Origin of the sequence: Kordiimonas sp. UBA4487 (genome assembly GCF_002389025.1) — a bacterium.
Lineage (GTDB): Bacteria > Pseudomonadota > Alphaproteobacteria > Sphingomonadales > Kordiimonadaceae > Kordiimonas > Kordiimonas lacus.
In genome coordinates this window covers 48,251-72,877 of sequence record NZ_DGNR01000016.1, presented here as the reverse complement: position 1 = coordinate 72,877, position 24,627 = coordinate 48,251, and the positions used below count along the sequence as shown (strand labels likewise).

The following is a 24,627-nucleotide window of genomic DNA, read 5'->3' as shown; positions in this document are numbered from 1 at the left end:
CGGGGTCAAGGGGGTGGCTTTTTTCGCCGGGCGTTCGCACGAGCTTCATCAATTGTCCTTGCCGTCGAGAAACTTTTTGTCGTCGGGGTAAGGCGACTGAGGATCGGTCCCGTCGTCTCTGACCCACAGCATGCCTTCGTTTTCGCCGCGGTCTATGGCGGACTGCGACAAGGAAGGGGCAAAAAGCCGTGCGCGTGGCTGGCTATGGTCGACAGCCGTGTCGCGCCGTCGGTCCCAGACCATCGCGGCGTCAATTTCGTGAGGAGCAAGCGTGAGCATTTCGCTGACGCCGGGGCGTTTCGGGTTCTGGTTCAAGTGAAGGGTGACTTCCTTCCGCTTGAAGGCCGTGAAGGAGAGGCCTTCGATGCGCTCCTCTTCGACGTCCAGGCGGTATGTGCCTGCGGGCAGGGTTTCTTTATACCCGGCGATCGCAAACGGGTGGATGAATACAATGTGTGTTTTGTAGTTTCTGTTCATGTCCTATCGCCTGGACAGGAGAAGAGGGGGAGAGAATGTCCCGCCCCCTTTGGGGCGCTGAATCAGGACTTCGGCGCTGTGGTTACTTTTTTTGCTTCAGTCGCTGGGGCGGCTTTTGGCGCATCAGTAGCTTGGGCTTCTGGTGATGTCGCTTCTTTTTTTGGCTTGAACAAATCTTTGTAAGTCATTTTGGTTCTTTCTATGTGGGAAGAAGATGATCTCCGCCCTTTATTTATGTGGTGTTTATTTAAGAATATTCAATATCAATAAAATAAAATGATATTTAATTATTTAATTTGATGGAGATAAGTTGTTTTTATTTTTAATTTTATTTCAATAATACTGAGTTTTTATTGTTTTAAATACTTGGGTAGGCGCGCGTAAAGCCGTCCATCCAGGGTAGCCTGGATGGAGGATCAGGTGATTGATAGAGAAGCGCGGAGGCCAGGGTTCTGGCTGGCGGAAGGTCTAGACTTCCGACAGGGTGCCGCAGCCTCTTTTGGCCTGGGCAATGGCGTCGGCCAGGTTTGTGTAGCGGAAATCACCGAAATGGAAGTAATCCACCGGTATGCATTTGATTCCGTATTTGGCCATTTCATCAAGGTCGGAGGGTGTGACGGTTGGGCTGAACAGGTCAGGGGATGCGGCCAGGCCGCCTTTGTCTGTGTTTGCAGGGGTTCTTGGGGTTGGATTGCCGGATTTTTTGGACATGATATGTCCTTTCAAAAGTGCAGCATGAATTTGCTGCGATCCTGTATATGGCGATGCCACCCCCGAATTACCACCCGGCAGCCCGCCAGCCTGACAGATTGGCAAGCCAGGCAGCAGCATGCGCAGACGCCAGCAGCAAACGTCGCGGTCCCGCTGGTGCAAGGGCACTGTCATGATCAAATGGCTTGGGGAAATCGGAGGGAAAGTGGTGCCGGCACCAAGATTCGAACTCGGGACCTGATGATTACAAATCAACTGCTCTACCAACTGAGCTATACCGGCACTTTTCCAACTGGCGCGCGGTGGCGCCGTGTCCGTGGGCGCATCTTCTAGCACAAAAAAAAATCAGTGCAAGCCCCTTTTGTACGATTTTTTCACAAGGCGTATTGCGCCGGGTTCTGGCGCCTATGGCGGTGCTTGCAAGCGCCTGCGCGGGCCGGTACGGTGCCAGGCATCAAACCGGAATAAAGCTGGGGGCAGGGCTTGCAGTATCTTTTTGACGAACAAGGTGTTTTGGCGCGGGCCGGGCTGAACCTTCATGCTGTTTTCGCGCTAGAGGCTTTGCCTGCCGACGTGCGCGACGCCCTCATGGGCGCGGGCATGGAGGCTTCCCGATTTCACCAGTTGATTCTGCTCGGGCACGGCGGCACGGCGCTGTGGCAGGCTGTGGGAGCGGACGGCCTCGGTGTCGATGACCCAATAGATAGCCACAGCCGCAAGGCCGCAGCCGCTTATCTGGACGCCAGTCCCGCGTGCGCTGGATATGCGTTTCTCTATCCGCCGTCTGATAACCCGGTTCCGCTGATCCGTATGGGTGAACTGGCAGGTTGGCACCACACATCCAAGTTCCGGGTGGGCATCAACCGCGACTGGGGCAGCTGGTTTGCTTACCGGGCGTTGGTGCTGGCTGATAGCCGCTTCACGCCTGTCTCCCGCCCACGAGACACGTCCCCGTGCGATGCGTGCGAAGACAAACCCTGCATCAAGGCCTGTCCGGCCGCAGCGGTCACGGACGGTGAGTTCCTGTCCGGGCGCTGTTTTGATCACCGCCTGTCGGATGGGTCCAGCTGCGCTGAGGCCTGCCAGGCCCGTCTCGCATGTCCTGTCGCTGCCGAACACCGTTATGAGGCTGATCAGGTCCGCTATCACTATAGCAGGTCGCTTGAAAGCCTGCGGTCCTACCGCAAGCGTGGGCTGGTCTAGGCGCCGTCGCCCGCTGGCTTCAATAGCCGGACAATTTCAAAGCGCAACCGGTCGATCTCAATGGGCTTGCTGACAAAACCGTCCATGCCGGCTTCCCTGAAGGCCTGGCGCTGTTCGGCCATGGCATCGGCCGTCAGGGCGATGATGGGAATGGCGGCGATATCCTTGTTCATCTTGCGGATGCGCCGCACGGTTTCGATCCCGTCCATGCCGGGCATTTGGTTGTCCATCAGGATCAGGTCGAAGGCTTCCGCGCCGAATGACTGGAGCTTTTCGATGGCTTCGAAACCATCGCTGGCCATGACGCATTTGTGCCCAAGCTGGGTCAGCATCTTCTGAATCAGAATCTGGTTCAGCTTGACGTCTTCAGCCACCAGAATCGAGGCGGAAGAAACCCGAATTTCTTTTGTTGCACCGGGTTGCTCTGGTGTAATCTCGCGGCTGACAGGCACCCAGAAATGGAATTCGCTGCCTTCGCCCAGGGTGCTTTTGACACCGATCTCGCCGCCCATCAGTTTTACCAACTGTTCACTGATGGCAAGTCCCAGGCCCGTGCCGCCCACCTTGCGGGCGTTTTCCAATTGGCTGAAGCGCTGGAACAGCCGCGTTACATCACCTTCCGAAATACCAACGCCGGTATCGATGATGGAAATTTTCAACTTGCCTGGCCCCGTGTCCGCTAGGTCAAGAGACAGCCGGATTGTCACGGTACCCCTTTTGGTAAACTTCAGCGCATTGCCCACCAGATTGTTGATCACCTGCCTCAGGCGCACTTCGTCGGCTGAAATCCAGATGTCGGTATCGCTGTCGGCATCGATGATCAGTTTGTTTTCTCTTTCCTGGGCGATTGGGCGCATCAACAGTTCCGTGTCGCGCAGGGTGCGCGCCAGCAGGAAGGGCGCGGCCTTGATGTCGATCTTGCCGGCTTCAAGCTTGGAAAAATCCAGGATGTCATTGATGATATGAAGAAGGGCAAGCGCCGAACTGTGGGCAGCTTCGGCCAGTTCGCCGCGCTCGTTATCGCTTCTTGAGGACAGCATCAGCTGCAGGCTGCCGATCACCCCGTTCATCGGTGTGCGAATTTCGTGGCTCATGTTCGACAAAAACTCGGACTTGGCCTGGTTGGCGGCTTCCGCCTGGGCAATCGCCGCCTCCAGTTCATCGCGCTGAATACCGAGAAGGGAGTGGGTGCGCCGCAGTTCATCGGCGATCTGGCCCAACTCGTCCTTTCCTTCGACGGCCAGATCAAGCGTATCATGGTCCCCAGATAGTTGCCGGGACGCGCGCACAAGCGAGCTGACGCGGGTATCCACCTTGCGCCACAAAAGCACAGTGATGAGCGCCGCCAGGACCAGAAGCGTTACCCCGAGAAGCGTGATGGGCCACACGAGAACGTCGCTGATGCGGGCCTGCAAGGTGGCCGTGCTGCGCACCATCACAAGTACATCGCGGTGCATCTGGCCGCCCTCGATATAGCCAAGCCCGATATAGCCGATGAGCCATCGTCTCTGGTGGTCCTGTTCTGTGATCAGTTGGCCGGTCAGGGTCGCGCGCTTCAGCATGGCGGGTTTGATCCCCAGGGGCAGGTCGGTTGCCAGGCGGCCTTTGTGGGATACATTGTCCGCGAAGCGCACTTTCTGGTCGTCGCCAACGACCAAAAGGGCGACATGGTCCGATTTGCTGGCGGCGCTGAAGATGCCCAGATTGACGGCTGTGCGGTTGCCCTGGGCCAGCAGGGCTGTCAGGCGCACGTGCATGTCTCTCATGTCGGAATCGAAATCTTCTTCAGCAAGTTCAAAAGCTTGCTGTTCTGCGCGTGGCAGGGCGACGGTAAAATTGATGAGCGCTGTTACCAGTCCAGCCAGCAGAAAACCGCCGGTGATGAAATAACGGATTGGCACATCCTCAATTGCAGCACGCAGTGGTCCCAAGGTGTAGCCTTCGTTTGCCTTGATCTCGGAGCAAGGCAGTTTCCCCAACCTGCAATTCACGTTACCATAGTTATGGACTGCATCGGGATAAAGGGAAATATCGCCTATTCAAGTGAAAGCGAACCCTTTATTGTGTCAGTGAGAATGCGGAAAAGTGAGGTGGTTCATGGGTTTGACCCGTATGGTTCTGACGTTCGCAGGTATATCGCTCCTGGTCGCTTCGGTGGCGCGCGCGGATATGAAAATTGCGGTTCCCATCCTATCGGGCCACTTCAATCAGCAGGCTGATGGCCGCAGTGCAGGGGCGCTGAAGGCCATTTTTGATGCCTGCGATACGTCTTTCACGCTGGTGTCGAGCCGGTGGGGGCAGCATTGGCAGGATTTTGAAACCGACAAGTCCTTCGACGCCGTGGCCATCGTGTGGGACAGTGCGGGGGTCAGCGGTTTCCCTGGCGATGACTTTATCCATTCGCGCAATGGGGTGGCTTTCCTGGCGTCAAAGGATCTCAAGATCGAGACCCTGGCGGACCTCAAGGGGCTTCGGGTCCTGGGCTTTGGCGGAGCAATCGAATTGTTTCCGAATCTTGCAGAAGCTTTGCCCGCTTTTGACAGCTACTGGGAAGCCCCAGCCGGTTTTGCCTCGCGTCTCGCGCTCGTCAATGACGATGTGGATGTGTTTATTACTGACGGGCTGATTTTCGCCATCGATTATATGGATCAGGTGGCCCTGAACGGCGCCGAATATGGCGACGCCAATTGGCCCAGGATGAAGTTTGTTGCGTTATTTCAGGAGCTTGGCGATAAACTGCATTTTCGCCGCAAAGCTGACCGGGACCGGTTCAATGGCTGCCTGAAGCAGGCGCGGGAAACCGGCGCTATCGCCGAAGCAACAAAGCCCTACGTTGAGCCATACAAGGAAATCGTGGGTGACAGTGTTCCCGAACATTAATGGGACCAGAAGGGGGACTATATGACAGTTCTGAAAAGTATTTTCAGGCCGCGAACGGTAACCGCCAAGGGCTTTGTGCTCATTGCTCTCAGCAGCTTGATCGCAGCTTCCTATCTGGGGTACCTGGCGCCTGTCGAGCAATTGCTGGACAGTGAAAAACTGACCTTCCGCTTTATCGATTTCACCGTATCGCCCTACAAGATTCTGAAGGCGATGACGGTTATCATTGTGTTCATGTGGCTGGCCTCCGTTAGTGTGGACCAGTTTGAAAAACGCGTGGGCAAGATTACCAGCGTGCGGGCCAGCAACCGTGAGCTGATCACCAAGGCAGCGACGCTGATCGTCTATTTCCTGGCCACGGTTCTGGCGCTCGATGTCATGGGTATCGATCTGACGGCGCTGACCGTCATCGGCGGTGCCATCGGTATTGGTATCGGTTTCGGGCTGCAGAAAATCACATCGAATTTCATCAGCGGCGTCATTCTGCTGGCCGAAAAATCGGTGGAGCTTGATGACCTTGTGGAGCTGACGGACGGCACCCAGGGTTTCGTGCGTCACTCCGGCGCCCGCTATACGCTGGTGGAAACCTTCGACGGCAAGGAAGTGATGGTTCCCAATGAGGATTTCATCACCAACAAGGTGATCAACTGGACGCTCACCAACACCAAGGGCCGCGTGGAAATCACGGTTGGGGTGGCGTATGGCTCTGACCTCGATAAGGTCAAGGAGCTGCTGCTTGAGGCCGCGTCCGAGCACCCGCGCTGCAGCGCCGACCCGAAGCCCCAGTGCTTCCTGGATGCATTCGGCGACAGTTCCATCAACTTCAGCGTCTATTTCTGGGTTGATGACGTCACGGAAGGCCGGCGCGAGCCGAAAAGCGATGTTCAGTTTGCCATTTGGCGCAAGTTCCAGGCGGCGGGCGTGGAAATTCCGTTCCCGCAGCGGGACCTGCACATCAAATCTGGCGCATTGCCGGCGGAGGCCAAGGCATGAGCAACAGTTTCATCATTGATGCCCGGTATCTGGACCCTGACCATGAAGCCAAATCCCCGCAAGACGTGCAGGGTGAGATTGACGAGCCCATCTGGCTGCATGTGAATGTGGCGGACGACGGTGCGGCCGAGCAACTGGCCAAGGCGGCACCCTATATGGACAGCGCCATGATCGAAGCCTTGTGCGCCGCGGATACCCGCCCGCATGTGGAGGATTTCGGCAAGGAATATCTGATCATCCTGCGCGGCATGAACATGAACCCCGAGGCCGAACCCGATGACATGGTGTCGCTCAGGATATGGAGCGACGGCAAGCATGTGATCAGCGCTGAACGGCGACCTGTGATGGCGGTGCGGAAGCTGATCGACAAGTTGAAAGCCTCTGACAAACCGGTGACTGCATCAGAGGTGGTCGTGAGCCTCGCGGTGGAGATCATTGGCAACATGGCTGGCCCCATTGGCAAGCTTCTGGACGATATTGACGAGCTGGAGATCGCGGCCCTTGAAGGCAAGCCGGGGGACCTGCGCTCGCACCTGAACAGCCTCAGGGAAACTGTGCTGTTTATCCGGCGGTATCTGGTGCCGATGAAGCAGGCAATCAGCCAGCTGCAGGGACTGGCGCAGGACTGGCTGGGCGATAAGGCAACCCGGCGGCTGAGGCACGCGGGCGATCATCTGGCCCGCCATATCGAGGACCTGGACGCCGCGCGTGAACAGCTACAGTTCCAGCATGAGGAAATGCTGGCTGCCATTTCAGACAAGCTGAACCGCAACATGTATACGCTGTCGATCGTGGCGGCGATCTTCCTGCCGCTTGGCTTCCTCACGGGCCTTCTGGGCATCAATGTGGGCGGTATGCCGGGGGCGGATGACGCCACGGCTTTCTGGTGGGTGGCCGGGGGCTGTGCCGCCATTGCCATATGCCAGCTTCTGTATTTCCGCCGCGGCGGCTGGTTCTGAACGTAAAAAGGCGCCAGTCGGTGGACTGACGCCTCGTTACTAGCTACTGGCTTCAGGCCTAACCGGCGGCCTTGATGTTGGCGTCAGCCGTCCAGCCCAGTTCCTTGGCTTTGGCTTCCGCAAGCGCCGGCACATCTGTCGATACGAAATGCTTATAGAGCATCTGTACGCCCAGCATGTGGTTGATCACAGCGTCCAGCTGCACCTTGCGGGCCCGCGGTGTGGCGTCGCTCTCAGCCTCAGCGATCAGGCCCTGGACAGAGGCGGCATCCAGAAGGCCGCTTTCCGCGACGGCGCTTTCGCTCAGATGCTCGTCCGCCAGCGCCCTCATGGCGTTCCACTTGTCCTTGTTGATGGTCGCCGGTGGCGCCATGAAGGCAAATTTTTCACGCTCATACAGCGTTTTCGGCAACAGCCCCTTCATGGCTTCCTTCAGCACATATTTTTCCTTGCGGTCCTTGATGCGGTGCAGCGGCGGAATCTTGGTCGCCATTTCCGCCAGATGATGATCCAGGAACGCCGGTCGCGCTTCCATGGAATTGGCCATATCCACCCGGTCACCGCCCCAGGTCAGGATCTGGCCTTCCAGCATGGTTTTCGACCAGACATACTGCGCCCGGTCCAGCGGATGGCGGCCATCCAGCTTGGTGCGGTCCAGCTTTTCTGCGATGGCGAAGCCGGGCTTATAGTCAGCCAGCAAAGCGGCCCGGTCCTGGTTCAGGACGCCGCGCGCCGTGTCCTCACAGGAAAGCCACGGCTGCAGGCAGCTTGGCGTGAAGCCCACGCGGTCTGTCAGATACATGTCCTCGTGTGCTTCTTCGGCCAGCATGGCGCCCTTGAACAGCGCATTGCTTTCGCCCAGCATGGATTGCCAGCGCTCTCGCTCGGACGCCTCCAGGTCATCCAGGCCGTGCAGGAACAGGTCGCGCCGGAAGCTTGGGTAGCCTGCGAACAGCTCGTCAGAGCCTTCGCCGGTGACCACTACCTTGTAGCCTGCTTCGTGAACATGTTTGCTCATCAGATATTTGGCGACGGCCAGCGTGTTATAGATGGTGCGTTCCGCGTGCCAGACCGTTTTCTCAAAGTGGCCATACAGCTGGTTGGCGTCCAGCCGCAGGATATCCTGGTCGGCGCCAGTGGCGGCGGCCATTTCCTGCGCGATGGGGGTTTCGTCATAGGCTTTGTCGGTGAAGCCGATTGTGAAGGCTTTTACCGGGGTTTGGCGCATGGCAGCCGAGAGACCAAGGATTGAGCAGCTGTCCACCCCGCCGGAGAGGTAACAGCCCACGGGTACGTCGGCTTCAAGGCGCAGGCGCACAGCCTCCGTAAGGCCTTCGCGCACGGCTTCGATGCTCTCGTCTTCGTCCTTCGGGCCTTTGTGGAAATCGGCTTCCGGGAATTCGAAATCCCAGTAAGGGCGGTCCTGTACCTGATATCCAAGACCCTGGCGTTTGAAGGTAACAATATGCCCCGGCTTGACCTGGTGGATGCCTTCATAAGGCGTGGTGCCCGGCACCATGACTTGCATCAGCTGGTGCAGGAGGCCTTCATTGTTGAAGCGGCGCGGCACATCCGGGTGCGCCATCACCACCTTGATTTCAGACCCGAACACAACGCCTGTGTCGCTCATATGATAGTAAAGCGGTTTGATGCCGAAGCGGTCGCGCACCAGATGGAGGGCGTCTTCCTTTTCGTCATAAAGCGCGAAGGCGAACTCGCCCCTAAGGCGCCTCAGTGTCTCTTCGAGGCCGAAGCGCGGGTAGAGATGCAGGATGATCTCACTGTCGCTTTTGGTACTAAAGCGCGCGCCGCGGCTCGTGAGGTCCGTGCGGATGCGCTGATAGTCATAAAATTCGCCATTGTGAGCCAGCAACAGGCTGTCGTCCGCGCTGCGGAAGGGCTGGCGCGCCCGGTTTTCATTGAGGTCGATGATCGACAGGCGGGCGTGCGAAAACCCGACGCCCTGGCCGTCCATCACTTCCACACCGAAGCCGTCGGGCCCACGGTGGTGTTGGATTGCGGCCATATTGGCCAACAATTGCGCGTTAACGGGACGGTTCTTCTCTCGGTAAAAAATACCAGCAATGCCACACATGGGGTCTGCCTCTTTTCTCTAAACTTGGATCGGGGTTCGGGCGCGTATTCCGGTTTGTCAGACCACGTCCATCACCATTTCGGTTCGCTGTACAATGCAGGTCAGAAGGGCCATGCGCATGAACACAGCGCCGCGGGCCTGGGCGAAATACCAATTGTGCGCGGTGTCATCGAGCGAGGTGCATAGCTCGTCACCGCGCGCCAGCGGGTGCAGGATGATCGAGTCTTTCTTGAGCGGCGAGTCCTTGTCCAGCTTCAGGTTTTTGCCCATCACCTCAAAGCCGTCCGCTACCCAGGCGATTGCGTTGATATAAACGACGTCCAGCTCAGGAAGTTCCTTGTCCAGGTCATCGCTCTCGCGAATGTTCAGGCCTTCACGCAGCAGGTTTTCTTTCTGCTCTGGCGCCCAGACGTCGCCGTTCTTGTCGTCATGGATCACAACGACCTCTTCGAAAGAATTGGAAAAACGGGACAGGAGCGTCAGCAGGCTGCGGACCGTCCGCATGCGGTTGGGCACGCCTACGATGCCGATCCTGATTTTGTTCTCCGGCTCTTCGGCCAGCAGGTCGGGCCGCCATTTCATGATGGCGTAAAGGTCGGCCAGCGCTTGTGTCGGGTGCTCGTCCATGCCGTTGCCGGCATTGATGATCGGGATACGCAAGGCGCCCATCATTTCCATCACAGACGATTCCGCATTGTCACGCAGCACGACACAGTCGCCGTAGTTGTTGAACATCTCCGCCACGTCAGACAGGCTTTCGCCCTTGGCGATGCCAGTGGTGGAGCGGTCGGTGATCGACATGATGTCCCCGCCCAGCCGGTGCCAGGCGCTTTCGAACGACAGCCGGGTGCGGGTGGACGGCTCATAGAAGGCGCTGATCAGCAGTTTGCCGGACAGTGGCTTCATCGGCGTCGCGAACCGGTCCGGGTTGGCCTCATATTTGGCTGCCAGACGGAACAGTTGGGTCAGCAGTGGACGCTCGAACTGTGCGGCCGAAGCCACATGGTTTTTCGACAGGGTCAGCAGATACTCATGCTCTTCCTGCACCGCCCGCAGCAGGCCCTTGGGGTGGGCGCTGCCGTATACATCCGGGCGCTCGGGCTCGAACGAGGCCGCACCTTCGAAGATTGCTTTTTCTGCACCTACCATAGCGACTTCTCCTTCACGTCACGCCAGACAAGATAAATAAGAACAATGGGTGTCACGGTGGCCAGCGCAAGCGCGGGCACCACCAGGGCAGACAACCCTGCGGCGGAAATCATGATGTCTCTCCGTTGGATTGAGGGGAGGATGAGCCCTTCAGGAGGGCCCAGTCGAATGTGGGTTCACTGCGGAACGCCAGCAACATCACCAGCATGGATACGGCAGCGGAAACAAGCGCTGCCACATAGAAGCCGATGGTAAAATAGGCATAGAGGCCGCTTGCGGTCCCGAGCACCATGGCGGCGGAGGCCAGTGTGCCATTGCCGCGCCGGTTCAGGATCCCGATCGCAATCGGCCAGATGGTGCTGGCAACGAAAGCGCCGGTGAAATGCAAGAGCGACCCGAGCGTGGCCATTTTCGGCACACTGAGAATCCAGGTGAGGGCACCGAGGCCCAGCACAATCCAAACCGCGGCTTTCCGAAGTTCCGCATCTGTGGCCTGTTTGCGGATATGACCTTTATAGATGTCCTTGACGACCAAGTCCGAGGTGGCGGCCAGCACGCTATCCAGGCTGGAGGCAAGCGCTGCGAACACCACCACAAACACCAGAATGGCGCCTGCGAGGCCGAAAAGCTTTCCGGCCACAAGCGGTGCGACCATGTCGGGCGAGGGCACATTGATGCCAAGGGCAGGGGCTGCCAGCGCAATAAAGCCCGCCACAATCGGGATCGGCAGCCAGAACAGCCCCGCGAGCGCGTAGGCCTTGAAGCCCACGCCTTCGGCAAAGGCAAAGGCGCGCGACCACCAGACGTTTGAATGGAAAATCTCGCCGACGCCGAAGAACAGGTTGTTAAACAGGAACATGATAGAGGCGGGCAGCAGCAGGTTCAGAAGCTCCGGCCGTTCAGCTTCAAGCTGCGCATGGATGGCGTCAAAGCCCACTTCATTGATCACCAGCACGGCCAGGATCACCACACCCACAAGGATCAGGATGGTCTGAACAAAGTCTGTCCCGATCACGGCCTTGAGGCCGCCAAAGACAGTGTAGAGCGTGCAGACAACCACAATCACCGTCATGCCGTACGCATAGGGTATGCCCGCAAGCGCGTTGATCAAAAGGCCCCCGGCCATGCCCAGGCTGATCAGCCAGCCAAGGCTGTAGAAGAAGCTGATCACCAGGAAAATGCGCCAGGTCGTGTTGCCGTAACGCAGGCGAATGAAGTCACCGCTGGTGAAGCCGCCGGGCATCATGGTGCGGATACGGCGCGCCAGCGGCGCGAACAGCATCAGGCCCACAGCGCCCAGGCTGTAGCCCACCATGCCCCAGATACCCAGCTGGTAGGCCAGCTGCGGCGCGGTCATGGTGGTGTTTGACGTAACCCAGGTGGCCATCGCGGTGGCGACGGCAAAGCCCATCCCCACCTTGCGGCCGGCCAACATATAGTCGTCCAGCGTGTCGTTCTTGCGGCCAAGCCACCAGCCCAGCCAGACCCACAAGAGGGAGAAGGCTGCAATGATAAGCCAGGCAACGGATGCGGGCATTACGGTATCAGTATTGAGCATGGAATATTCCCGGAATCAGGCCGCGGTCTGATCGGAATCGACTGCGCGGCCGCCAAGGACAAGAAAGGCGGTGAGGGCAATAAACATGAAAGCGCCAACGGCAAAGAAGCCCCAGGCCCGGCTTAAGGGATGGTGACTGACGGTCACGGTAACGGGTGTGCCCACCCGGGCGCCATCGGCGGTCAGCTGGAACTCATAGCTGCCATCCGGTAGGCCACTCAATGTCGTGGCGCGGTCGCCACCCGTATAAAGCGTGTGCCAACCCGAAGCTGTTTTTTGTTTGAGTTCGAAGCTATTTCCCCGAGTGTCGGGCCAAGCCAGAGTGATGTATCCGGCGCTTGTGCCATCATCAGCCACAGTGAGGCCGGTGGCAAAAGCAGGTGCATTCGGGACCAGCAGTGCGGCCAGAATTATTACAGCACGTAAAACCATAACGAGATGTTTTCTAAAGCCCTTCTTTAAAAACCTAGTGTTAATATCAGTTTTTTTGTGTTTCAGTGCGACGACTCTAGATCATTAATATTTTGAATTCAAATCAAATATATTTAAGATCGGCTCGCAAGAGAAACGATCGCTGATTTTCACATGCGACAGAAGGGACCGTATATGCCAGATATTTCAGTTCAAAGAATTGAGCGCGACCTGCTTGCCTTGTCCAAGTTCGGGTACAACGAGGCTGACAAGGGCATCTACCGGCAGGGCTTTTCCGACGTTGACATGGAAGCCCGGCGCTGGGTGATGAACCTGATGGCAGAGCTGGGCATGGAGACCCGCATGGACGGCGCAGGTAATGTGATTGGGCGCTATGGCCCCAAAGACAAGCCTGCTGTCATGGTGGGCTCACATCTGGATACTGTTCCCGCCGGGGGCCTGTTTGATGGCGCGCTTGGCGTAATGGCGGGCATCGAATGCGTTCGTGCCATCAAGGAAAACGACATTGAGCTGGACTATCCGATCGAGATTGTCGGGACAGCGGAAGAAGAAGGCCGTTTTGGCGGCATGCTGGGCGCCCAGGCGCTTGCGGGGTGCCTGACCATGGACTGGCTGGAGGGCGCCAAGGACGCCAATGGCGTTCTGCTTAAGGAGGCGATGGCGGCCCACGGCATGAACCATCTGGATGCCCTGCATGCCTACCGCAACCGCGAAAACCTGCGTGCCTTTATCGAGCTGCATGTGGAGCAGGGTCCGGTTCTTGAGGCCAAGGAAAAAACCATTGGCGTGGTGGACGGCATTTCCGGCGTGTTCAAATGGATGGTGCGGCTGATTGGGAAGGCCGATCACGCGGGCACCGCCCCCATGGATATGCGCTCTGACGCCTTTCTGGGGCTGGCCGATTTCGCCCATGAGATACAGCGCATCATTGATGAAGAGGGCACTGACCGGTCGCGCATCACCATCGGTCACGTGGCGCTCAAGCCCGGCTTCCCGCACACGGTGCCGGGCGAGGTGGATTTCACCATCGTGGGCCGTGACCTGGACGGTGAGGTGATGAAGGGATTGGCCAATGCCTGCAGGCGTGTTCTGTCGTCCATCGCGCGCAAGAACAGGCTGATGTTCGAATATGAGCAAATGAGCTGGCTGGAACCCCAATATTGCAGCGGCAAGGTGACGGACCTGATTGAGGCAAACACGAAAAAGCGCGGCTACAGCTATATGCGCATGCCGTCCGGTGCGGGCCATGATGTGCAGTTTCTGGCGCGAGTGACAGACGCCGGGCTGATCTTCGTGCCCAGCGTGAAAGGGGTGAGCCACGCACCGGATGAATGGACCCACTGGGTGGATGTCGAACGCGGCGCCAACGTGTTGCTGGACTGCGTTATCGACCTGGCGAAGGAGTAGGAGGACTTCAATGGATTGCACTGACGACAAAATCCCGCTACATCCACTGACTGTACGCAGTCTAAGTGAGCAAGCCATGAATGATTACGACGACATCCTGATTTCCATCCGCCGGATCACCCGGGCGATTGATCTGCAGTCGAAGCAGCTGGTGAAACAGTCGGGTCTTACGGCCCCGCAGCTGGTGGTGATGATGGCGATCCGGAAGGAAGGCCGCGCGTCTCCAAGTACTGTGGCGCGTGAAGTGGCGCTCAGTCAGGCGACAATCACATCGATCCTGGACCGTCTGGAAAAAGCGGGCCTGGTGCGGCGCGAACGCAGCGAAAGCGACAAGCGGATTGTGTATGCCTGCCTGACGGCCGATGGCCAGAAGCGGCTTGAAGAAGCGCCGGAGCTGTTGCAGGCCGGGTTCCTGCGCCGGTACAGGACGCTTGAGGACTGGGAGCGCACCATGCTGGTGTCTTCACTTCAGCGCGTTGCTTCCATGATGGACGCGGAAGACCTGGATGCGTCGCCGATCCTCGATATTGGTGATATCCTGCCTGCAGGCAAGGACGCGCCGCCTTCGGACAAATAAGGCTGCCCTTGCCGCCCAATCAATTCTTGCGGCGCCAGTCTTCCATGAAGGTGCAGCAAACCTCCTTCCAGTTCCAGCGCAGCGTGTCGTGGTACAGCTGTGCCAGCTCTGCCAGCTTTTCTGTGTCATCAGCCAGCGCCTCAATGAGGCACCAGCGGTCCCATTCCTGCTGGATTGTCCATTTGGAGTCCGACAGGCGCGCTTCGGGCAGCCTGTAATGGTATGTGGGGCGCGGTTTGATGCGCGGGTCATCCACCACATCCTGAACACGGCTTTCGTCCAGATGCGCGAACAGGGGCAGCATGTCCAGCTCCCGGTTGCGGGTGGCATTGTCAGCCAGATAATCGTCGATCAGTTGGTCTTGGTCAGGCGCATAATCCGGGTCTGTGATATGGAGGACGTAGCTGCGCGGAAATGGATCGATATAAGGCAACGCCTTGCGGGCCAGATCGATGCCGATCTCTTCCCTCAGCCAGACTGACGCCAGCACATAGGCCTGCAGGGTTGGCAGGATATCCGCAACTTTTTCGCCGCGCACGTCAGGGTTCAGGTGCAGTCCGAATGCATATAGCGGGTTGCCTGAGCTGTCTTTCGCCCCCGCTTGCCTAAGCGCGGTGACAAGGTCGTCCAGCATATTCAGGTCACCCGCAGGCATTGGTGGGCCAACAATTTCGGTGGGCACGATGTTTTCGCTCATGCTGCCGATCAGGCGGCGCAGGTCTTCGCCAAGTTCTTCGCTGGTCTCTTCAAGGGCGCGCTGGGCTGCATTGTTGGATTTTTTGACATAGCGGGTGTCCAGTTCCACCGTGAAATCCCCAAGGTCTGTGCCTTCCACTTGCCAGCAATAGAGGTCGGTCTGATCTGTGCTGCCCTTGAGGCAGTCTGCGACCACTTTGGCAGCCATGTCTGGCAGGAGGTCTGCGAATTCGATCTCAACGCCGACTTTCCGGTCATTCTGGCGTGACTGTGAAGAACTGGTTCCTGGTGGGGTCATTGCCTGAAGCGATACGTCCTTTGAGGGTTATTTGATGCATTGGGTGAACCTGTGTATCCTAACGGGAATGATCGGGAGACGCCATGACGAACCCTGAAAAACCGTTAATCGGGGTGACCTGCTCCAACAGGGGCAGTTTCATAAGCTGGACCTTCAACCGCTTCGCCATCTGGCGTGGGGGCGGCAAGGCGGTCAAAAGCCAGCCCAGGGCCCCGGCGGATATTGACGCGCTGGATGGGCTGGTGATCGGCGGCGGCGATGATATCGGCGCGGAGCTTTATAACGGCGAGATGTCGCTGACCATTCGGCCCGACCCCAAGCGAGACGCGCTGGAGCGCGAGATGCTTGAAAAGGCGCTGGACCGCGGCCTGCCGGTGCTGGGCATTTGCCGTGGGGCGCAGCTTATCAATGTCTGGTTCGGCGGCACGCTGTTTCAGGATATCAGGACTGTATTCGAAGGAGCGCCCCAGCGCCGTATCCTGTTGCCGCTGCGGACCGTCAAGATGAAGGCCGGCAGCCGGCTGGAGCGCATCATGGGCAGCGCATCGGTGAAGGTAAACAGCCTGCACCGACAGGCGGTGGACAGCCTGGGGCGCGGGCTGGACGCGGTGGCCTATGACCGGAACGGCATGATCATGGGGGTGGAGCACGCTGAACGGCCGTTTTTGCTGGGCGTCCAGTGGCACCCGGAGCTGTTGCCTTTCTCAAGGCGGCAGGTCAGCCTGTTTCGCCTTTTGTGTGAGCACGCAGCCCGCAACAGGGAAGCCTGACCCCAGCAAAAGTTTCGCGGGCTGTTAGAAAAGTTCATTTGAACTTCATATATCAATATAGCATATTTGCTATATGGCTAAATCAATCGATATAGAGAAGGCGCTCAAGGCGCTGGCAAATGACAAGCGGCTGCTGGTGATGGCGCTGCTCAAGGACCCGCTGGGCAATTTCCCGCCCCAGGTGGATGGTGACCTCGTGGAAGACGGCGTCTGCTCCAACTGGCTGACGGAAAAGATGGGGGTGGCCCAACCCACAGCGTCACGGCACCTGCAGGTGCTTGCAGACGCCGGGCTTATCATACCGACGCGCAAGAAGGGGTGGGTGTTCTACCGCCGCGATGAAGCCTTCATCTGCGCGCTCAAGAAAAAAATCAGTGAGGATATGTAACATGTCAGACGAATTTACCCGGCCCCTGCAGGCCGCCCAGGCCTATGCGATCGAGTATCTGGAACAGGTGGCGGACCAGCCTGTTTATCCGGGTGAAGAGGCGCTTGCCGGGCTTGAAGCCTTTGAAGAACCCCTGCCGCCGCACGGGTCCGCCGATCATGAAATCCTGAGCATGCTGCACAGAAATGGCAGCCCGGCAACGGTGGCCACCATGGGCAGCCGCTATTTCGGCTTTGTGGTGGGCGGATCGCTGCCCGTTACCGTGGCGGCCAACTGGATCGCAACCGCGTGGGACCAAAGCCCATCATCCTTCATGAATTCCCCCACCGGGGTGAAGCTTGAGGAAGTCGCGGGCCGCTGGCTGCGGGAAATCCTTGGGTTGCCGGACCATACCGGTATCGGCATGACCACAGGCGCCACCATGGCCAATTTCACCGGCCTTGCCGCCGCGCGGCATGCGCTCCTGGAACGCGCGGGCTGGAATGTGGAGGAACAGGGCCTTTATGGTGCCCCAGAAGTGAAGGTGGTGGTGTCTGAAGAGGTGCATGTGACGGTTGAAAAAGCGCTGTCGATGCTGGGCTTCGGCAAGAAGCGTGTGACGCGCGTGCCGTCGGATGCCAACGGCGCCATGCTGGCGGAAGAATTACCTGAACTGGACGCGCTGACGCTTGTCTGCACGCAGGCAGGCAATGTGAACTCGGGCGCCATCGACCCGATCGGGGCCATCTGCGACAAGGCCCAGGCCGCGGGCGCCTGGGTGCATGTGGACGGCGCCTTTGGCCTGTGGGGCCGCCTGCTGGCGCGCCGGGCTGATGATTTCATCGGCATTGAGAAGGCGGACAGCCTGGCCACTGACGCCCACAAATGGCTGAATACGCCCTATGACTGCGGCATCGTGATGACCCGTCACCCCCATGACCTGCATATGGCCATGGCCACTGTCGCGCCTTACTTCAAGGCAGAAGAAAGCGTGGCGCCCAAGGATATGGTGCCGGAGTTTTCGCGCCGGGCACGCGGTGTTGAAGTGTGGGCCGCGCTCAGAAGCCTGGGGCACGCTGGCGTGAAAAGCATGATTGGGCGCTGCTGCGACCATGCGCAGACTTTTGCAGAAGGCCTGCGTGCCATCGGGTTCGAGGTGCTGAATGACGTGGTGCTGAACCAGGTGGTGGCGACCATCGGCACGCCAGATGAACTGGCGGATATTCGTGCACTGGTGGAGGCTTCAGGCGAATGCTGGTTCGGGCCCACCGTGTGGAAGGGTCAGCCGGCTATACGCATCAGTGTGTCCAGCTGGCGCACGTCCGATGAGGATGTGGAGCGGTCGCTTTCCGCCATCGCTGCTGCCAAAAACGCGATTATGGGAGACTAGCCGGGGATATTTTCCGGCGGCCACCAGCAGACGCCCTTTTCAGTGACACGGGCGCCGATCCGCTTATAGAGGCGGATCGCGCCTTCATTGTCGGCATTCACTTCCCATTTGACCCCGGCGCCAATGGCTTTTGCCTTCGCACCCAATGCGTCAAGTAGCAGGCTGCCAACGCCGTGGCCGCGCGCAGTAGGCGACACATAGAGATCATCCAGCTGAAATATGTCGCTGTTGTTCCAGATGTGGAACCGCTGCACATAGGTGACAACCCCGACGATTTCGCCGTCCAGTTCCGCCACCATGAAACCCATGCGGAGCGGTGCGCTGAAGGCGGCTGCCTCAAAGGCGTCGACCGTGATTTTCAGGTCTGGCTCTGCATTTTCATGGACCGCGAGGGCATGGATAAGGGCGTGGGCCTTGGCGGCGTCTTCGCGTCGACCCTCTCGGATGATTACTGTCATGGGGTGCTGTCACTCTTGATTTGGGCGCATCAGTCGAAGGCGATATTGCCTGCCGTCAGATCCGCGATGGTCAATCCTTCGACGAATATACTGTTGCCGCCGCCTGTGTCGATCAGAATACCGCTTTGGCCCCCGACTGACGTTTCCTGACTTGCACCCTTGACGGCTGTTACTGTGGTGAATTCGGCCTCTGTCCCGCCCAGATGCAGAATGTCGTCCTCCCCATTGAAGCCGGTGATAACGTCGTTACCGTGACCGGTGCTGAACCACAGGTGGTCAATAGTGACTTCATCGCTTGGGCCCAGATCAATCTGGTCGTCGCCTGCCCCGCCCCAGATGGAATCGAAGCCATAGCTGGTGGTGATGATGTCGTTGCCGGCACCGCCAAAAATCAGGTCGCTGCCGCTGCCGGCTTTGATGACATCATCCCCAGCCCCGCCATAGAAAGTGTTGTGTGAAAAATCGCCGTCGAGCGTATCGTCACCTGCGCCGCCCCCAAGGGTAGTGCCGTCTGCGTGGGAATGGATATTGTCATTGCCGTCGCCGCCCCAAAGGACGCCATCCCGCTCGCTGTTCCCCAGATCGTCATCACCTGCGCCGCCCATCAGCGTGACGTTCATATGATATCCCTGCGACGTGATGGTGTCGTTGCCGTCACCCCCATGGATGAAGAAAGTGCTGCTGTCGCCGCCAACGGTAATGACATTGTCGAGGCTGTTGCCGCGCACCGAGGAGAAGGGGCCACCGTTCGCGTTCACGCTGATATTCTCGAAGCTGCTGATGAAGGGATCATTTAGGCTGATGTGCTTGAAAGCTGCCCCATTATAGGTGCGGAAGGTGATGGTAAGACTGTCGGTACCCGGGCCGCCGTCCAGCTCGATGAAATTGTCCGCCAAATTGCCCGCCACATCCCCTACATAGAGCCAGACCGTATCATCGCCCTCTCCACCCCGTATCAGGTCGCCGCCGTCGTCGACACGGAAATGGTCGTTGCCGGTGCCGCCAATGAGCGTGTCAGAGCCCCGGCCGCCTTCCAGATAGTCGTCACCCGCGAAGGTTTCCACATAGCTGTCGCCGTCGCCCAGCTGGACTGTCTGGAAAATATCGTCCAGGTCGGTGCCGTACAGCGTAAAGCCCCTGATGGTGTTGCCTTCAGCGTCCCTCGGGGCCGTGGGATAAATGAGATCCGACCCCATTGGTGCCACGTCGTCGGTGTAGAAAACGCCTTTCCCCTCATCACTGGGAATGTTCATGCCGATATAGACAGCGTTCTCCAGGTCAATCAGATGGCCTTCATGTTCCTGTACCTGTGTCGAGAAAACAGCGCCGCCGATTTCAATTTCTTCGATGGACGTCAGTCGGATTGAATGGCCATCCCCGTCTGTCAGGGTGAATGTCTCTGTGTCTTCAGTGTAAGCGCTTCGGCTGAAGTCAAGAAGGCTGTCGACGCCTTCAAGGTCAATGATCACGCGGTCTGTACCTGCGCCGCCATCTAGGGTGTCGCCCCAGCTGCCGCTTTTGCCAGAGACAGTGATTGTATCGTCGCCGTCACGGGCCAGGATCAGGTCTGAACCATCGCCGCCTGGAAACGTATCGTTGCTGTCGGTGCCGACCAGCGTATCGTCGCCAGCCGTGTTTGGTATCGTTGTCATATCGGGTCCCCCACAAACCGTTCGAAAAAAAAGGTGCAACCAGGCGATACCTGATTGCACCTCTGTTTGTAGGACGTCACGCTATGCGTGTACCCACCATGTTTTGTCTAGATGTCTTTGAAGAAGTCGTTGCCTTTGTCGTCCACGACGATGAAGGCAGGGAAGTCTTCGACTTCAATCTTCCACACGGCTTCCATGCCCAGGTCCTCGAAATCGAGCACCTCGACCTTGCGGATATTATCCTGCGCGAGCGCCGCAGCCGGGCCCCCGATGGAGCCCAGATAAAAGCCGCCGTGCTCATGGCAGGCCTTGGTGACATCGCGCGAGCGGTTGCCCTTGGCGAGGCTGATCATGCTGCCACCCAGCTTCTGGAATGGGCCGACATAGCTGTCCATCCGGCCGGCTGTGGTTGGCCCGAACGAGCCCGAGGCGTAGCCTTCCGGCGTTTTGGCGGGGCCGGCGTAATAGATGATGTGATTCTTGAAGTAAGCGGGCATTTCGCCGCCGTCCTCTATCATTTGCTGTACGCGGGCGTGCGCGAGGTCCCGCGCCACGACGATGGTGCCCGTGAGGCTGAGGCGGGTCTTGATAGGATACTGCGTGAGTTCCGCGAGGATCTCGGCCATCGGGCGGTTCAGGTCCACCTTCACCACGTCTTCCGACAGATGCTCGTCTGTTACCTCCGGCTGGTATTTGGCCGGGTCGGTCTCAAGCTGCTCCAGAAAGATACCGTCCTTGGTGATCTTGCCTTTGGCCTGACGGTCCGCCGAACAGGAGACGCCGATGCCGACAGGCAGGCTGGCGCCGTGGCGCGGCAGGCGGATCACCCGCACGTCATGGCAGAAATACTTGCCGCCGAACTGCGCGCCGATGCCCAGGTTCTGGGTCATCTTATGAATTTGTTTTTCCATCTCGACGTCGCGGAAAGCGCGGCCAGTGGCGTCGCCCGTCGTTGGCAGGTTGTCATAGTAGCGCGCGCTGGCTTTCTTCACCGTCGCCAGGTTCTGTTCCGCGGACAGGCCGCCAATCACGACGGCCAGGTGGTAGGGCGGGCAGGCCGCGGTGCCGAGGGTTTTGATCTTCTCTTCAAGGAAAGCCAGCATCTTGTCTTCCCGGAGCGACGCGGGCGTCTGCTGATACAGGAAGGTCTTGTTGGCACTGCCGCCACCCTTGGCCATGAAAAGGAACTTATATTCGTTGCCTTCAGACGCGTAGATATCGATCTGCGCCGGGGTGTTGTTCTTGGTGTTGACCTCTTTGTACATGGAAAGAGGCGCCATCTGGCTGTAGCGCAGGTTGGTTTCCGTGTAGGTGCGCATCACGCCTTTGGTCAGTGGCGCGCCGTCGTCGCCCGATGTCCAGACATGCTGGCCCTTGGTGCCCACGATGATGGCTGTGCCTGTGTCCTGGCAGCTTGGCAGCACCCGACCCGCGGCGATATTGGCATTCTTGAGGAGTTCCTTGGCCACGAAGCGGTCATTTTCCGATGCTTCCTCGTCCTTCAGGATATCTGCCAGTTGCTGCAGGTGACCGGGGCGCAGCAGGTGCGCGATATCGGCCATGGCTTCCTTGGCTAGCAGTTCCAGGCCTTCGTCTTCCACTTTCAGGATGGTGCGGCCATCCACCTCAAGGGTGGAAACAAAGTCGGATGTGATTTTCCGGTAAGGGGTATCGTCGCTGCCCTGTTGGAACAGCTTGGAGAAAGTCCAGTCGCTCATGGCTTTTTACCTTCTCCGACCCGTGGAGAGCCGGAGCTTCAATGGGGGTTAGGGATTATTTTTTTCTGAAGGCGTCCAGCGTGACGACATTGTCGCCGCCCGTATCGCCTGCGGCCTCGGCGCCCACGGCGCTTGCCACTTGTTCTTCGTCCGAATTGTCGGCTTCTTCATGGGAAGCTTCATCAAATTCGGCTTCCAGGTCCTGTTCTTCGAGGCCTTCTTCGCCTTCGTCGTGGAACTGAAGCGCAAACTGTACGCTTGGGTCCACAAAACCGACAATGGCCGCGAACGGGATTTTCAGCATTTCAGGGGTCTGGTTGAACGAAAGCCCGACTTCGAAAAAGTCCTCTTCCACATTCAGGCCCCAGAATTTGTGCTGCAGCACAATGGTCATTTCCTCAGGGAAACGGCTTTTCAGATGGGCGGGGATATCCACGCCGTCAGCCTGGGTCTTGAAAGCGATGTAGAAATGATGATCGCCCTTAAGGCCATCTGCGGCCGTTTCGCGAAGAATGGTCCGTACCACGCCGCGAAGCGCGTCCTGAACCTTGGCGTCATAATCGATATAAGTTTCTGACATGCTGGAACTCAAGCTCTTTCCCTGACAACAAAGATTGCCCCCTTATAATGCTTCCCTTGCAAAGGGTGAAGGGGGAATTCAATTGTTTTTTGTGCCTGGTTGCCGTGATAGGCAGGGTGCAGGTTAAAAGCGAGGCAGAAGAAGGCTTTGGAAAAGGTAGGCGCCATCATTGTTGGAGCGGGTGTGATCGGCCTGTCATTGGCGGTCAAGCTTGCGTCCGCTGGCATTGAGGTCGTGGTGCTTGAACAGGCAGCGCGGGCAGGGACAGGTATAAGTGCGCGCAATTCAGGCGTGATCCACGCTGGCATTTATTATCCTGAGGGCAGCCTGAAATCCCGACTTTGTGCCAAGGGGAATGCGCTTCTCTACGCTTTTTGCCGTGAATATGCCGTCCCGTTCAGGCGTATCGGCAAGTGGGTGGTGGCGACGCGACCTGAAGAAACGCCGGCTTTGCGGGCCATTGAAGCCCATGCCAAAAAAGCAGGGGTGACAAGCTTGAGTTTTCATGATGGCGCGGCTGTGCGTGCGGCGGAGCCGGCGGTGCAGGCCGTGGCAGGCTTATGGTCGCCAACCACGGGCATTCTTGATGTTGCGGCATACATATCTGCGCTTGAAGCCCGCTTCTCTGACCTCGGCGGTGTCCTTGTTTCCCATACTGCGGTCACCGCAGTGGGGCAGGCTGGAGCGGGCGACCTGTGGGTGGAGGCTGGCGGGATGCGCCTGGGCGCAACAATCGTGGTCAATGCTGCGGGCCTGGGGGCTCAGGCCGTGGCGCGCGCGACCGAAGGGCTGGCCAGCCGATTTATCCCTGAGCTACACCTGTCGAAAGGGAGCTATTTCAGCTATCGCGGCAGAAGTCCCTTCCGGCATTTGATCTATCCGGTGCCCGAACCTGGCGGGTTGGGCGTGCATGCAACGATCGACCTGGCTGGTGATCTCAGGTTTGGTCCTGATGTTGAAGCCGTATCCGAGCCGGACTATCGTGTTGATCAAAGTAAATCGGAAATATTCGCCGGGCAAATACTTAGATACTATCCAGGTCTCGATCGTCAAAGACTGTCGCCGGATTTCGCAGGTATTCGGCCACGACTTGCGCCCTCAAACGACCTTAGCGACTTTGCAGTTTCAGGGCCAACAGCGCATGGTGTTGAAGGGCTATACAACCTGTTCGGTTGCGACAGTCCCGGGCTTACGTCGTCTCTGGCGTTGGCTGAGTGGCTCGCTAGCGCTATGATTTTGCCTAAATAGAAGCTGCGGGATGATTACTTCAAAAAAGAAAGTAGTCGTGTGGATGGTTAAATGAATTTTAACTTCAATTGCGACAAACTGATGATGGCATCATTGGGCGTTTTTTCGCCTGTTGGTTGTCGACGCGGTATGGAAAGCACGAATAGGGGTCCGGTCTTGACGATTGCGCAATCGATGGTTTCTTGCAATGCCAGGGCTGGCAAGGACATATGAATCTACAATATTTTCAGATGGCGCTTGATTTCATCGAATCTTCCAAGAAGTTTCGAACGCTGGATGAACTCGGCGTTGCTTTCCATCAAGCCACCCAAACCCTTGGGTTTGACCATTATGCCTGTGTATCCTGTGTTGAATTTGGTGCGCTTCCCGATGGCGCCGTATTCCTGGCGGACTATCCGGACGACTGGACCAAATATTATCTGGAAAATGAATATGACCGCACCGACCGCATCCTGCAGGTGTCGCTGAAGGAGCATATGCCCTTCAACTGGGACAATAACATCATCCATAACGGCATGACGCCGGAACAGTCGGAAATGATGTGTGAGGCCGAGGACGCGGGCCTGCTATACGGCGTTACTGTGCCCATCCATATTGTGGGGGCGTTCCCGGGTGCCGTGAATGTGGTGGGCGAACACCGGGACATCGACCCGGCCGCAGAGCATGCGGTGCATCTGATGAGTGTTTATCTGCACGACGCGGCGCTCAGAATTTCGAAAGAGGGCAAGGCGGCGCTGAAGCCGGTTGCCAAACTGACTCCGCGCGAAAAGGAATGCCTGCAGTGGGTGGCTGCCGGGAAAACCGACTGGGAGATATCTGGCATTCTGTCGATTGCAGAAAGAACGGTGCATACACACGTGGAAAGTGCAAAGACCAAACTGGGTGTCAACACCAGGGTTCAGGCCGTTGTGAAGGCCTTTCTGACCAACCTGATTCACCACTAAGGGTTGCTTTTAACAATCAACGCCGAAAACCTAGTCTGTTCGGCTGATATTCTTGCTTCTAATAA

General features: G+C 58.0%; 24 protein-coding genes and 1 tRNA gene. 11 read left to right on the top strand and 14 right to left on the bottom strand.

Translation table 11 applies throughout. The features are described from left to right. Window positions 1-48: 48 nt before the first annotated feature. The 4 genes from B3Z17_RS19525 to B3Z17_RS19510 all read right to left on the bottom strand — a co-directional run bounded on the left by B3Z17_RS19525 (window position 49) and on the right by B3Z17_RS19510 (window position 1,470). Window positions 49-477 (bottom strand): hypothetical protein, encoded by a 429-nt coding sequence (locus B3Z17_RS19525; protein WP_286831693.1) that lies wholly within the window; start codon window positions 475-477, stop codon window positions 49-51. Window positions 478-539: 62 nt separating this feature from the next. Further along, window positions 540-665 carry a hypothetical protein gene (locus B3Z17_RS19520; RefSeq protein ID WP_286831691.1) on the bottom strand — a complete coding sequence of 42 codons (126 nt, stop codon included), beginning with the start codon at window positions 663-665 and terminating at the stop codon, window positions 540-542. 280 nt (window positions 666-945) lie between these two features. Then, on the bottom strand, window positions 946-1,188 hold the full coding sequence (locus B3Z17_RS19515) for a hypothetical protein (protein ID WP_286831689.1): 243 nt from the start codon (window positions 1,186-1,188) through the stop codon (window positions 946-948). A gap of 206 nt (window positions 1,189-1,394) precedes the next feature. Then, window positions 1,395-1,470 (bottom strand) — tRNA-Thr (locus B3Z17_RS19510). Window positions 1,471-1,671: 201 nt separating this feature from the next. Here B3Z17_RS19510 and B3Z17_RS19505 point away from each other — a divergent pair. Then, window positions 1,672-2,391, top strand: a complete 720-nt coding sequence (locus B3Z17_RS19505; protein ID WP_286831687.1) for a hypothetical protein — start codon at window positions 1,672-1,674, stop codon at window positions 2,389-2,391. Here B3Z17_RS19505 and B3Z17_RS19500 read toward each other — a convergent pair. Beyond that, window positions 2,388-4,370 carry a hybrid sensor histidine kinase/response regulator gene (locus tag B3Z17_RS19500; protein ID WP_286831686.1) on the bottom strand — a complete coding sequence of 661 codons (1,983 nt, stop codon included), beginning with the start codon at window positions 4,368-4,370 and terminating at the stop codon, window positions 2,388-2,390. The genes B3Z17_RS19505 and B3Z17_RS19500 overlap by 4 nt on opposite strands. A gap of 118 nt (window positions 4,371-4,488) precedes the next feature. Between B3Z17_RS19500 and B3Z17_RS19495 the strand changes: the two genes are divergently transcribed. Genes B3Z17_RS19495 through B3Z17_RS19485 form a run of 3 tightly spaced genes read left to right on the top strand, consistent with a single transcriptional unit; the run spans window position 4,489 to window position 7,223 of the window. Further along, the gene (locus B3Z17_RS19495; protein WP_286831685.1) at window positions 4,489-5,271 is read left to right on the top strand and encodes a hypothetical protein; all 783 of its coding nucleotides are present in this window, start codon (window positions 4,489-4,491) and stop codon (window positions 5,269-5,271) included. A gap of 21 nt (window positions 5,272-5,292) precedes the next feature. After that, a complete protein-coding gene (locus tag B3Z17_RS19490; RefSeq protein ID WP_068307245.1) occupies window positions 5,293-6,264 on the top strand; it encodes a mechanosensitive ion channel family protein in 972 nt (323 codons plus the stop codon). Next, a complete protein-coding gene (locus B3Z17_RS19485; RefSeq protein WP_068307243.1) occupies window positions 6,261-7,223 on the top strand; it encodes a zinc transporter ZntB in 963 nt (320 codons plus the stop codon). Before B3Z17_RS19490 ends, B3Z17_RS19485 begins: the two co-directional genes overlap by 4 nt. A gap of 58 nt (window positions 7,224-7,281) precedes the next feature. Here B3Z17_RS19485 and asnB read toward each other — a convergent pair whose 3' ends face one another. From asnB to B3Z17_RS19465, 4 genes are all read right to left on the bottom strand, one after another. Further along, a complete protein-coding gene (asnB, locus tag B3Z17_RS19480; RefSeq protein ID WP_286831682.1) occupies window positions 7,282-9,318 on the bottom strand; it encodes an asparagine synthase (glutamine-hydrolyzing) in 2,037 nt (678 codons plus the stop codon). Window positions 9,319-9,375: 57 nt separating this feature from the next. After that, window positions 9,376-10,467: an aspartate/ornithine carbamoyltransferase family protein gene (locus B3Z17_RS19475; RefSeq protein WP_068307239.1), complete on the bottom strand. Its 1,092-nt coding sequence runs from the start codon at window positions 10,465-10,467 to the stop codon at window positions 9,376-9,378. Window positions 10,468-10,576: 109 nt separating this feature from the next. Next, window positions 10,577-12,025 (bottom strand): sodium:solute symporter family protein, encoded by a 1,449-nt coding sequence (locus B3Z17_RS19470; RefSeq protein ID WP_286831679.1) that lies wholly within the window; start codon window positions 12,023-12,025, stop codon window positions 10,577-10,579. A 15-nt stretch (window positions 12,026-12,040) separates the two neighbouring features. Beyond that, complete coding sequence (locus B3Z17_RS19465) at window positions 12,041-12,457, bottom strand: hypothetical protein (protein WP_068307237.1); 417 nt, start codon at window positions 12,455-12,457, stop codon at window positions 12,041-12,043. 174 nt (window positions 12,458-12,631) lie between these two features. On the opposite strand from B3Z17_RS19465, the gene B3Z17_RS19460 reads away from it, so the two are divergent. Both B3Z17_RS19460 and B3Z17_RS19455 read left to right on the top strand, forming a co-directional pair. Next, complete coding sequence (locus B3Z17_RS19460) at window positions 12,632-13,864, top strand: Zn-dependent hydrolase (protein WP_286831676.1); 1,233 nt, start codon at window positions 12,632-12,634, stop codon at window positions 13,862-13,864. A 76-nt stretch (window positions 13,865-13,940) separates the two neighbouring features. Further along, window positions 13,941-14,441 (top strand): MarR family winged helix-turn-helix transcriptional regulator, encoded by a 501-nt coding sequence (locus B3Z17_RS19455; RefSeq protein WP_068307805.1) that lies wholly within the window; start codon window positions 13,941-13,943, stop codon window positions 14,439-14,441. Between the two features lie 19 nt (window positions 14,442-14,460). Here the strand turns inward: B3Z17_RS19455 and B3Z17_RS19450 are convergent, their stop codons facing one another. Then, window positions 14,461-15,435 carry an amidoligase family protein gene (locus tag B3Z17_RS19450; RefSeq protein ID WP_286831674.1) on the bottom strand — a complete coding sequence of 325 codons (975 nt, stop codon included), beginning with the start codon at window positions 15,433-15,435 and terminating at the stop codon, window positions 14,461-14,463. 83 nt (window positions 15,436-15,518) lie between these two features. Between B3Z17_RS19450 and B3Z17_RS19445 the strand changes: the two genes are divergently transcribed. The 3 genes from B3Z17_RS19445 (at window position 15,519) to B3Z17_RS19435 (ending at window position 17,962) form a co-directional block, all read left to right on the top strand. After that, on the top strand, window positions 15,519-16,205 hold the full coding sequence (locus B3Z17_RS19445; protein ID WP_068307231.1) for a gamma-glutamyl-gamma-aminobutyrate hydrolase family protein: 687 nt from the start codon (window positions 15,519-15,521) through the stop codon (window positions 16,203-16,205). A gap of 73 nt (window positions 16,206-16,278) precedes the next feature. Further along, the gene (locus B3Z17_RS19440) at window positions 16,279-16,593 is read left to right on the top strand and encodes an ArsR/SmtB family transcription factor (protein ID WP_286831669.1); all 315 of its coding nucleotides are present in this window, start codon (window positions 16,279-16,281) and stop codon (window positions 16,591-16,593) included. A 1-nt stretch (window position 16,594) separates the two neighbouring features. Continuing rightward, window positions 16,595-17,962: a pyridoxal phosphate-dependent decarboxylase family protein gene (locus B3Z17_RS19435; RefSeq protein WP_286831666.1), complete on the top strand. Its 1,368-nt coding sequence runs from the start codon at window positions 16,595-16,597 to the stop codon at window positions 17,960-17,962. Here B3Z17_RS19435 and B3Z17_RS19430 read toward each other — a convergent pair. From B3Z17_RS19430 to B3Z17_RS19415, 4 genes are all read right to left on the bottom strand, one after another. Beyond that, a complete protein-coding gene (locus B3Z17_RS19430; protein WP_286831664.1) occupies window positions 17,959-18,420 on the bottom strand; it encodes a GNAT family N-acetyltransferase in 462 nt (153 codons plus the stop codon). The two genes, B3Z17_RS19435 and B3Z17_RS19430, sit on opposite strands and share 4 nt — an antisense overlap. Before the next feature lie 29 nt (window positions 18,421-18,449). Beyond that, window positions 18,450-20,072, bottom strand: coding sequence for a calcium-binding protein (locus B3Z17_RS19425; protein ID WP_286831661.1), 1,623 nt, complete (start codon window positions 20,070-20,072; stop codon window positions 18,450-18,452). Between the two features lie 107 nt (window positions 20,073-20,179). Beyond that, window positions 20,180-21,790 carry a fumarate hydratase gene (locus B3Z17_RS19420; RefSeq protein WP_286831658.1) on the bottom strand — a complete coding sequence of 537 codons (1,611 nt, stop codon included), beginning with the start codon at window positions 21,788-21,790 and terminating at the stop codon, window positions 20,180-20,182. A gap of 55 nt (window positions 21,791-21,845) precedes the next feature. Then, the gene (locus tag B3Z17_RS19415; protein ID WP_286831655.1) at window positions 21,846-22,370 is read right to left on the bottom strand and encodes an SspB family protein; all 525 of its coding nucleotides are present in this window, start codon (window positions 22,368-22,370) and stop codon (window positions 21,846-21,848) included. 147 nt (window positions 22,371-22,517) lie between these two features. On the opposite strand from B3Z17_RS19415, the gene B3Z17_RS19410 reads away from it, so the two are divergent. Both B3Z17_RS19410 and B3Z17_RS19405 read left to right on the top strand, forming a co-directional pair. Then, complete coding sequence (locus B3Z17_RS19410; protein ID WP_286831651.1) at window positions 22,518-23,618, top strand: NAD(P)/FAD-dependent oxidoreductase; 1,101 nt, start codon at window positions 22,518-22,520, stop codon at window positions 23,616-23,618. Between the two features lie 209 nt (window positions 23,619-23,827). Then, entirely contained in the window at window positions 23,828-24,562 is a 735-nt protein-coding gene (locus B3Z17_RS19405) for a helix-turn-helix transcriptional regulator (RefSeq protein WP_286831648.1), read from the top strand. Window positions 24,563-24,627: the final 65 nt, after the last annotated feature.

Bases quoted from the DNA above. Each gene is read 5' to 3' on its own strand.
- B3Z17_RS19525 (WP_286831693.1), bottom strand. From the start codon at position 477: ATGAACAGAAACTACAAAACACACATTGTATTCATCCACCCGTTTGCG.
- B3Z17_RS19520 (WP_286831691.1), bottom strand. From the start codon at position 665: ATGACTTACAAAGATTTGTTCAAGCCAAAAAAAGAAGCGACATCACCA.
- B3Z17_RS19515 (WP_286831689.1), bottom strand. From the start codon at position 1,188: ATGTCCAAAAAATCCGGCAATCCAACCCCAAGAACCCCTGCAAACACA.
- B3Z17_RS19495 (WP_286831685.1), top strand. From the start codon at position 4,489: ATGGGTTTGACCCGTATGGTTCTGACGTTCGCAGGTATATCGCTCCTG.
- B3Z17_RS19490 (WP_068307245.1), top strand. From the start codon at position 5,293: ATGACAGTTCTGAAAAGTATTTTCAGGCCGCGAACGGTAACCGCCAAG.
- B3Z17_RS19485 (WP_068307243.1), top strand. From the start codon at position 6,261: ATGAGCAACAGTTTCATCATTGATGCCCGGTATCTGGACCCTGACCAT.
- asnB (WP_286831682.1), bottom strand. From the start codon at position 9,318: ATGTGTGGCATTGCTGGTATTTTTTACCGAGAGAAGAACCGTCCCGTT.
- B3Z17_RS19475 (WP_068307239.1), bottom strand. From the start codon at position 10,467: ATGGTAGGTGCAGAAAAAGCAATCTTCGAAGGTGCGGCCTCGTTCGAG.
- B3Z17_RS19470 (WP_286831679.1), bottom strand. From the start codon at position 12,025: ATGCTCAATACTGATACCGTAATGCCCGCATCCGTTGCCTGGCTTATC.
- B3Z17_RS19465 (WP_068307237.1), bottom strand. From the start codon at position 12,457: ATGGTTTTACGTGCTGTAATAATTCTGGCCGCACTGCTGGTCCCGAAT.
- B3Z17_RS19460 (WP_286831676.1), top strand. From the start codon at position 12,632: ATGCCAGATATTTCAGTTCAAAGAATTGAGCGCGACCTGCTTGCCTTG.
- B3Z17_RS19455 (WP_068307805.1), top strand. From the start codon at position 13,941: ATGAATGATTACGACGACATCCTGATTTCCATCCGCCGGATCACCCGG.
- B3Z17_RS19450 (WP_286831674.1), bottom strand. From the start codon at position 15,435: ATGACCCCACCAGGAACCAGTTCTTCACAGTCACGCCAGAATGACCGG.
- B3Z17_RS19445 (WP_068307231.1), top strand. From the start codon at position 15,519: ATGACGAACCCTGAAAAACCGTTAATCGGGGTGACCTGCTCCAACAGG.
- B3Z17_RS19440 (WP_286831669.1), top strand. From the start codon at position 16,279: ATGGCTAAATCAATCGATATAGAGAAGGCGCTCAAGGCGCTGGCAAAT.
- B3Z17_RS19435 (WP_286831666.1), top strand. From the start codon at position 16,595: ATGTCAGACGAATTTACCCGGCCCCTGCAGGCCGCCCAGGCCTATGCG.
- B3Z17_RS19430 (WP_286831664.1), bottom strand. From the start codon at position 18,420: ATGACAGTAATCATCCGAGAGGGTCGACGCGAAGACGCCGCCAAGGCC.
- B3Z17_RS19425 (WP_286831661.1), bottom strand. From the start codon at position 20,072: ATGACAACGATACCAAACACGGCTGGCGACGATACGCTGGTCGGCACC.
- B3Z17_RS19420 (WP_286831658.1), bottom strand. From the start codon at position 21,790: ATGAGCGACTGGACTTTCTCCAAGCTGTTCCAACAGGGCAGCGACGAT.
- B3Z17_RS19415 (WP_286831655.1), bottom strand. From the start codon at position 22,370: ATGTCAGAAACTTATATCGATTATGACGCCAAGGTTCAGGACGCGCTT.
- B3Z17_RS19405 (WP_286831648.1), top strand. From the start codon at position 23,828: ATGAATCTACAATATTTTCAGATGGCGCTTGATTTCATCGAATCTTCC.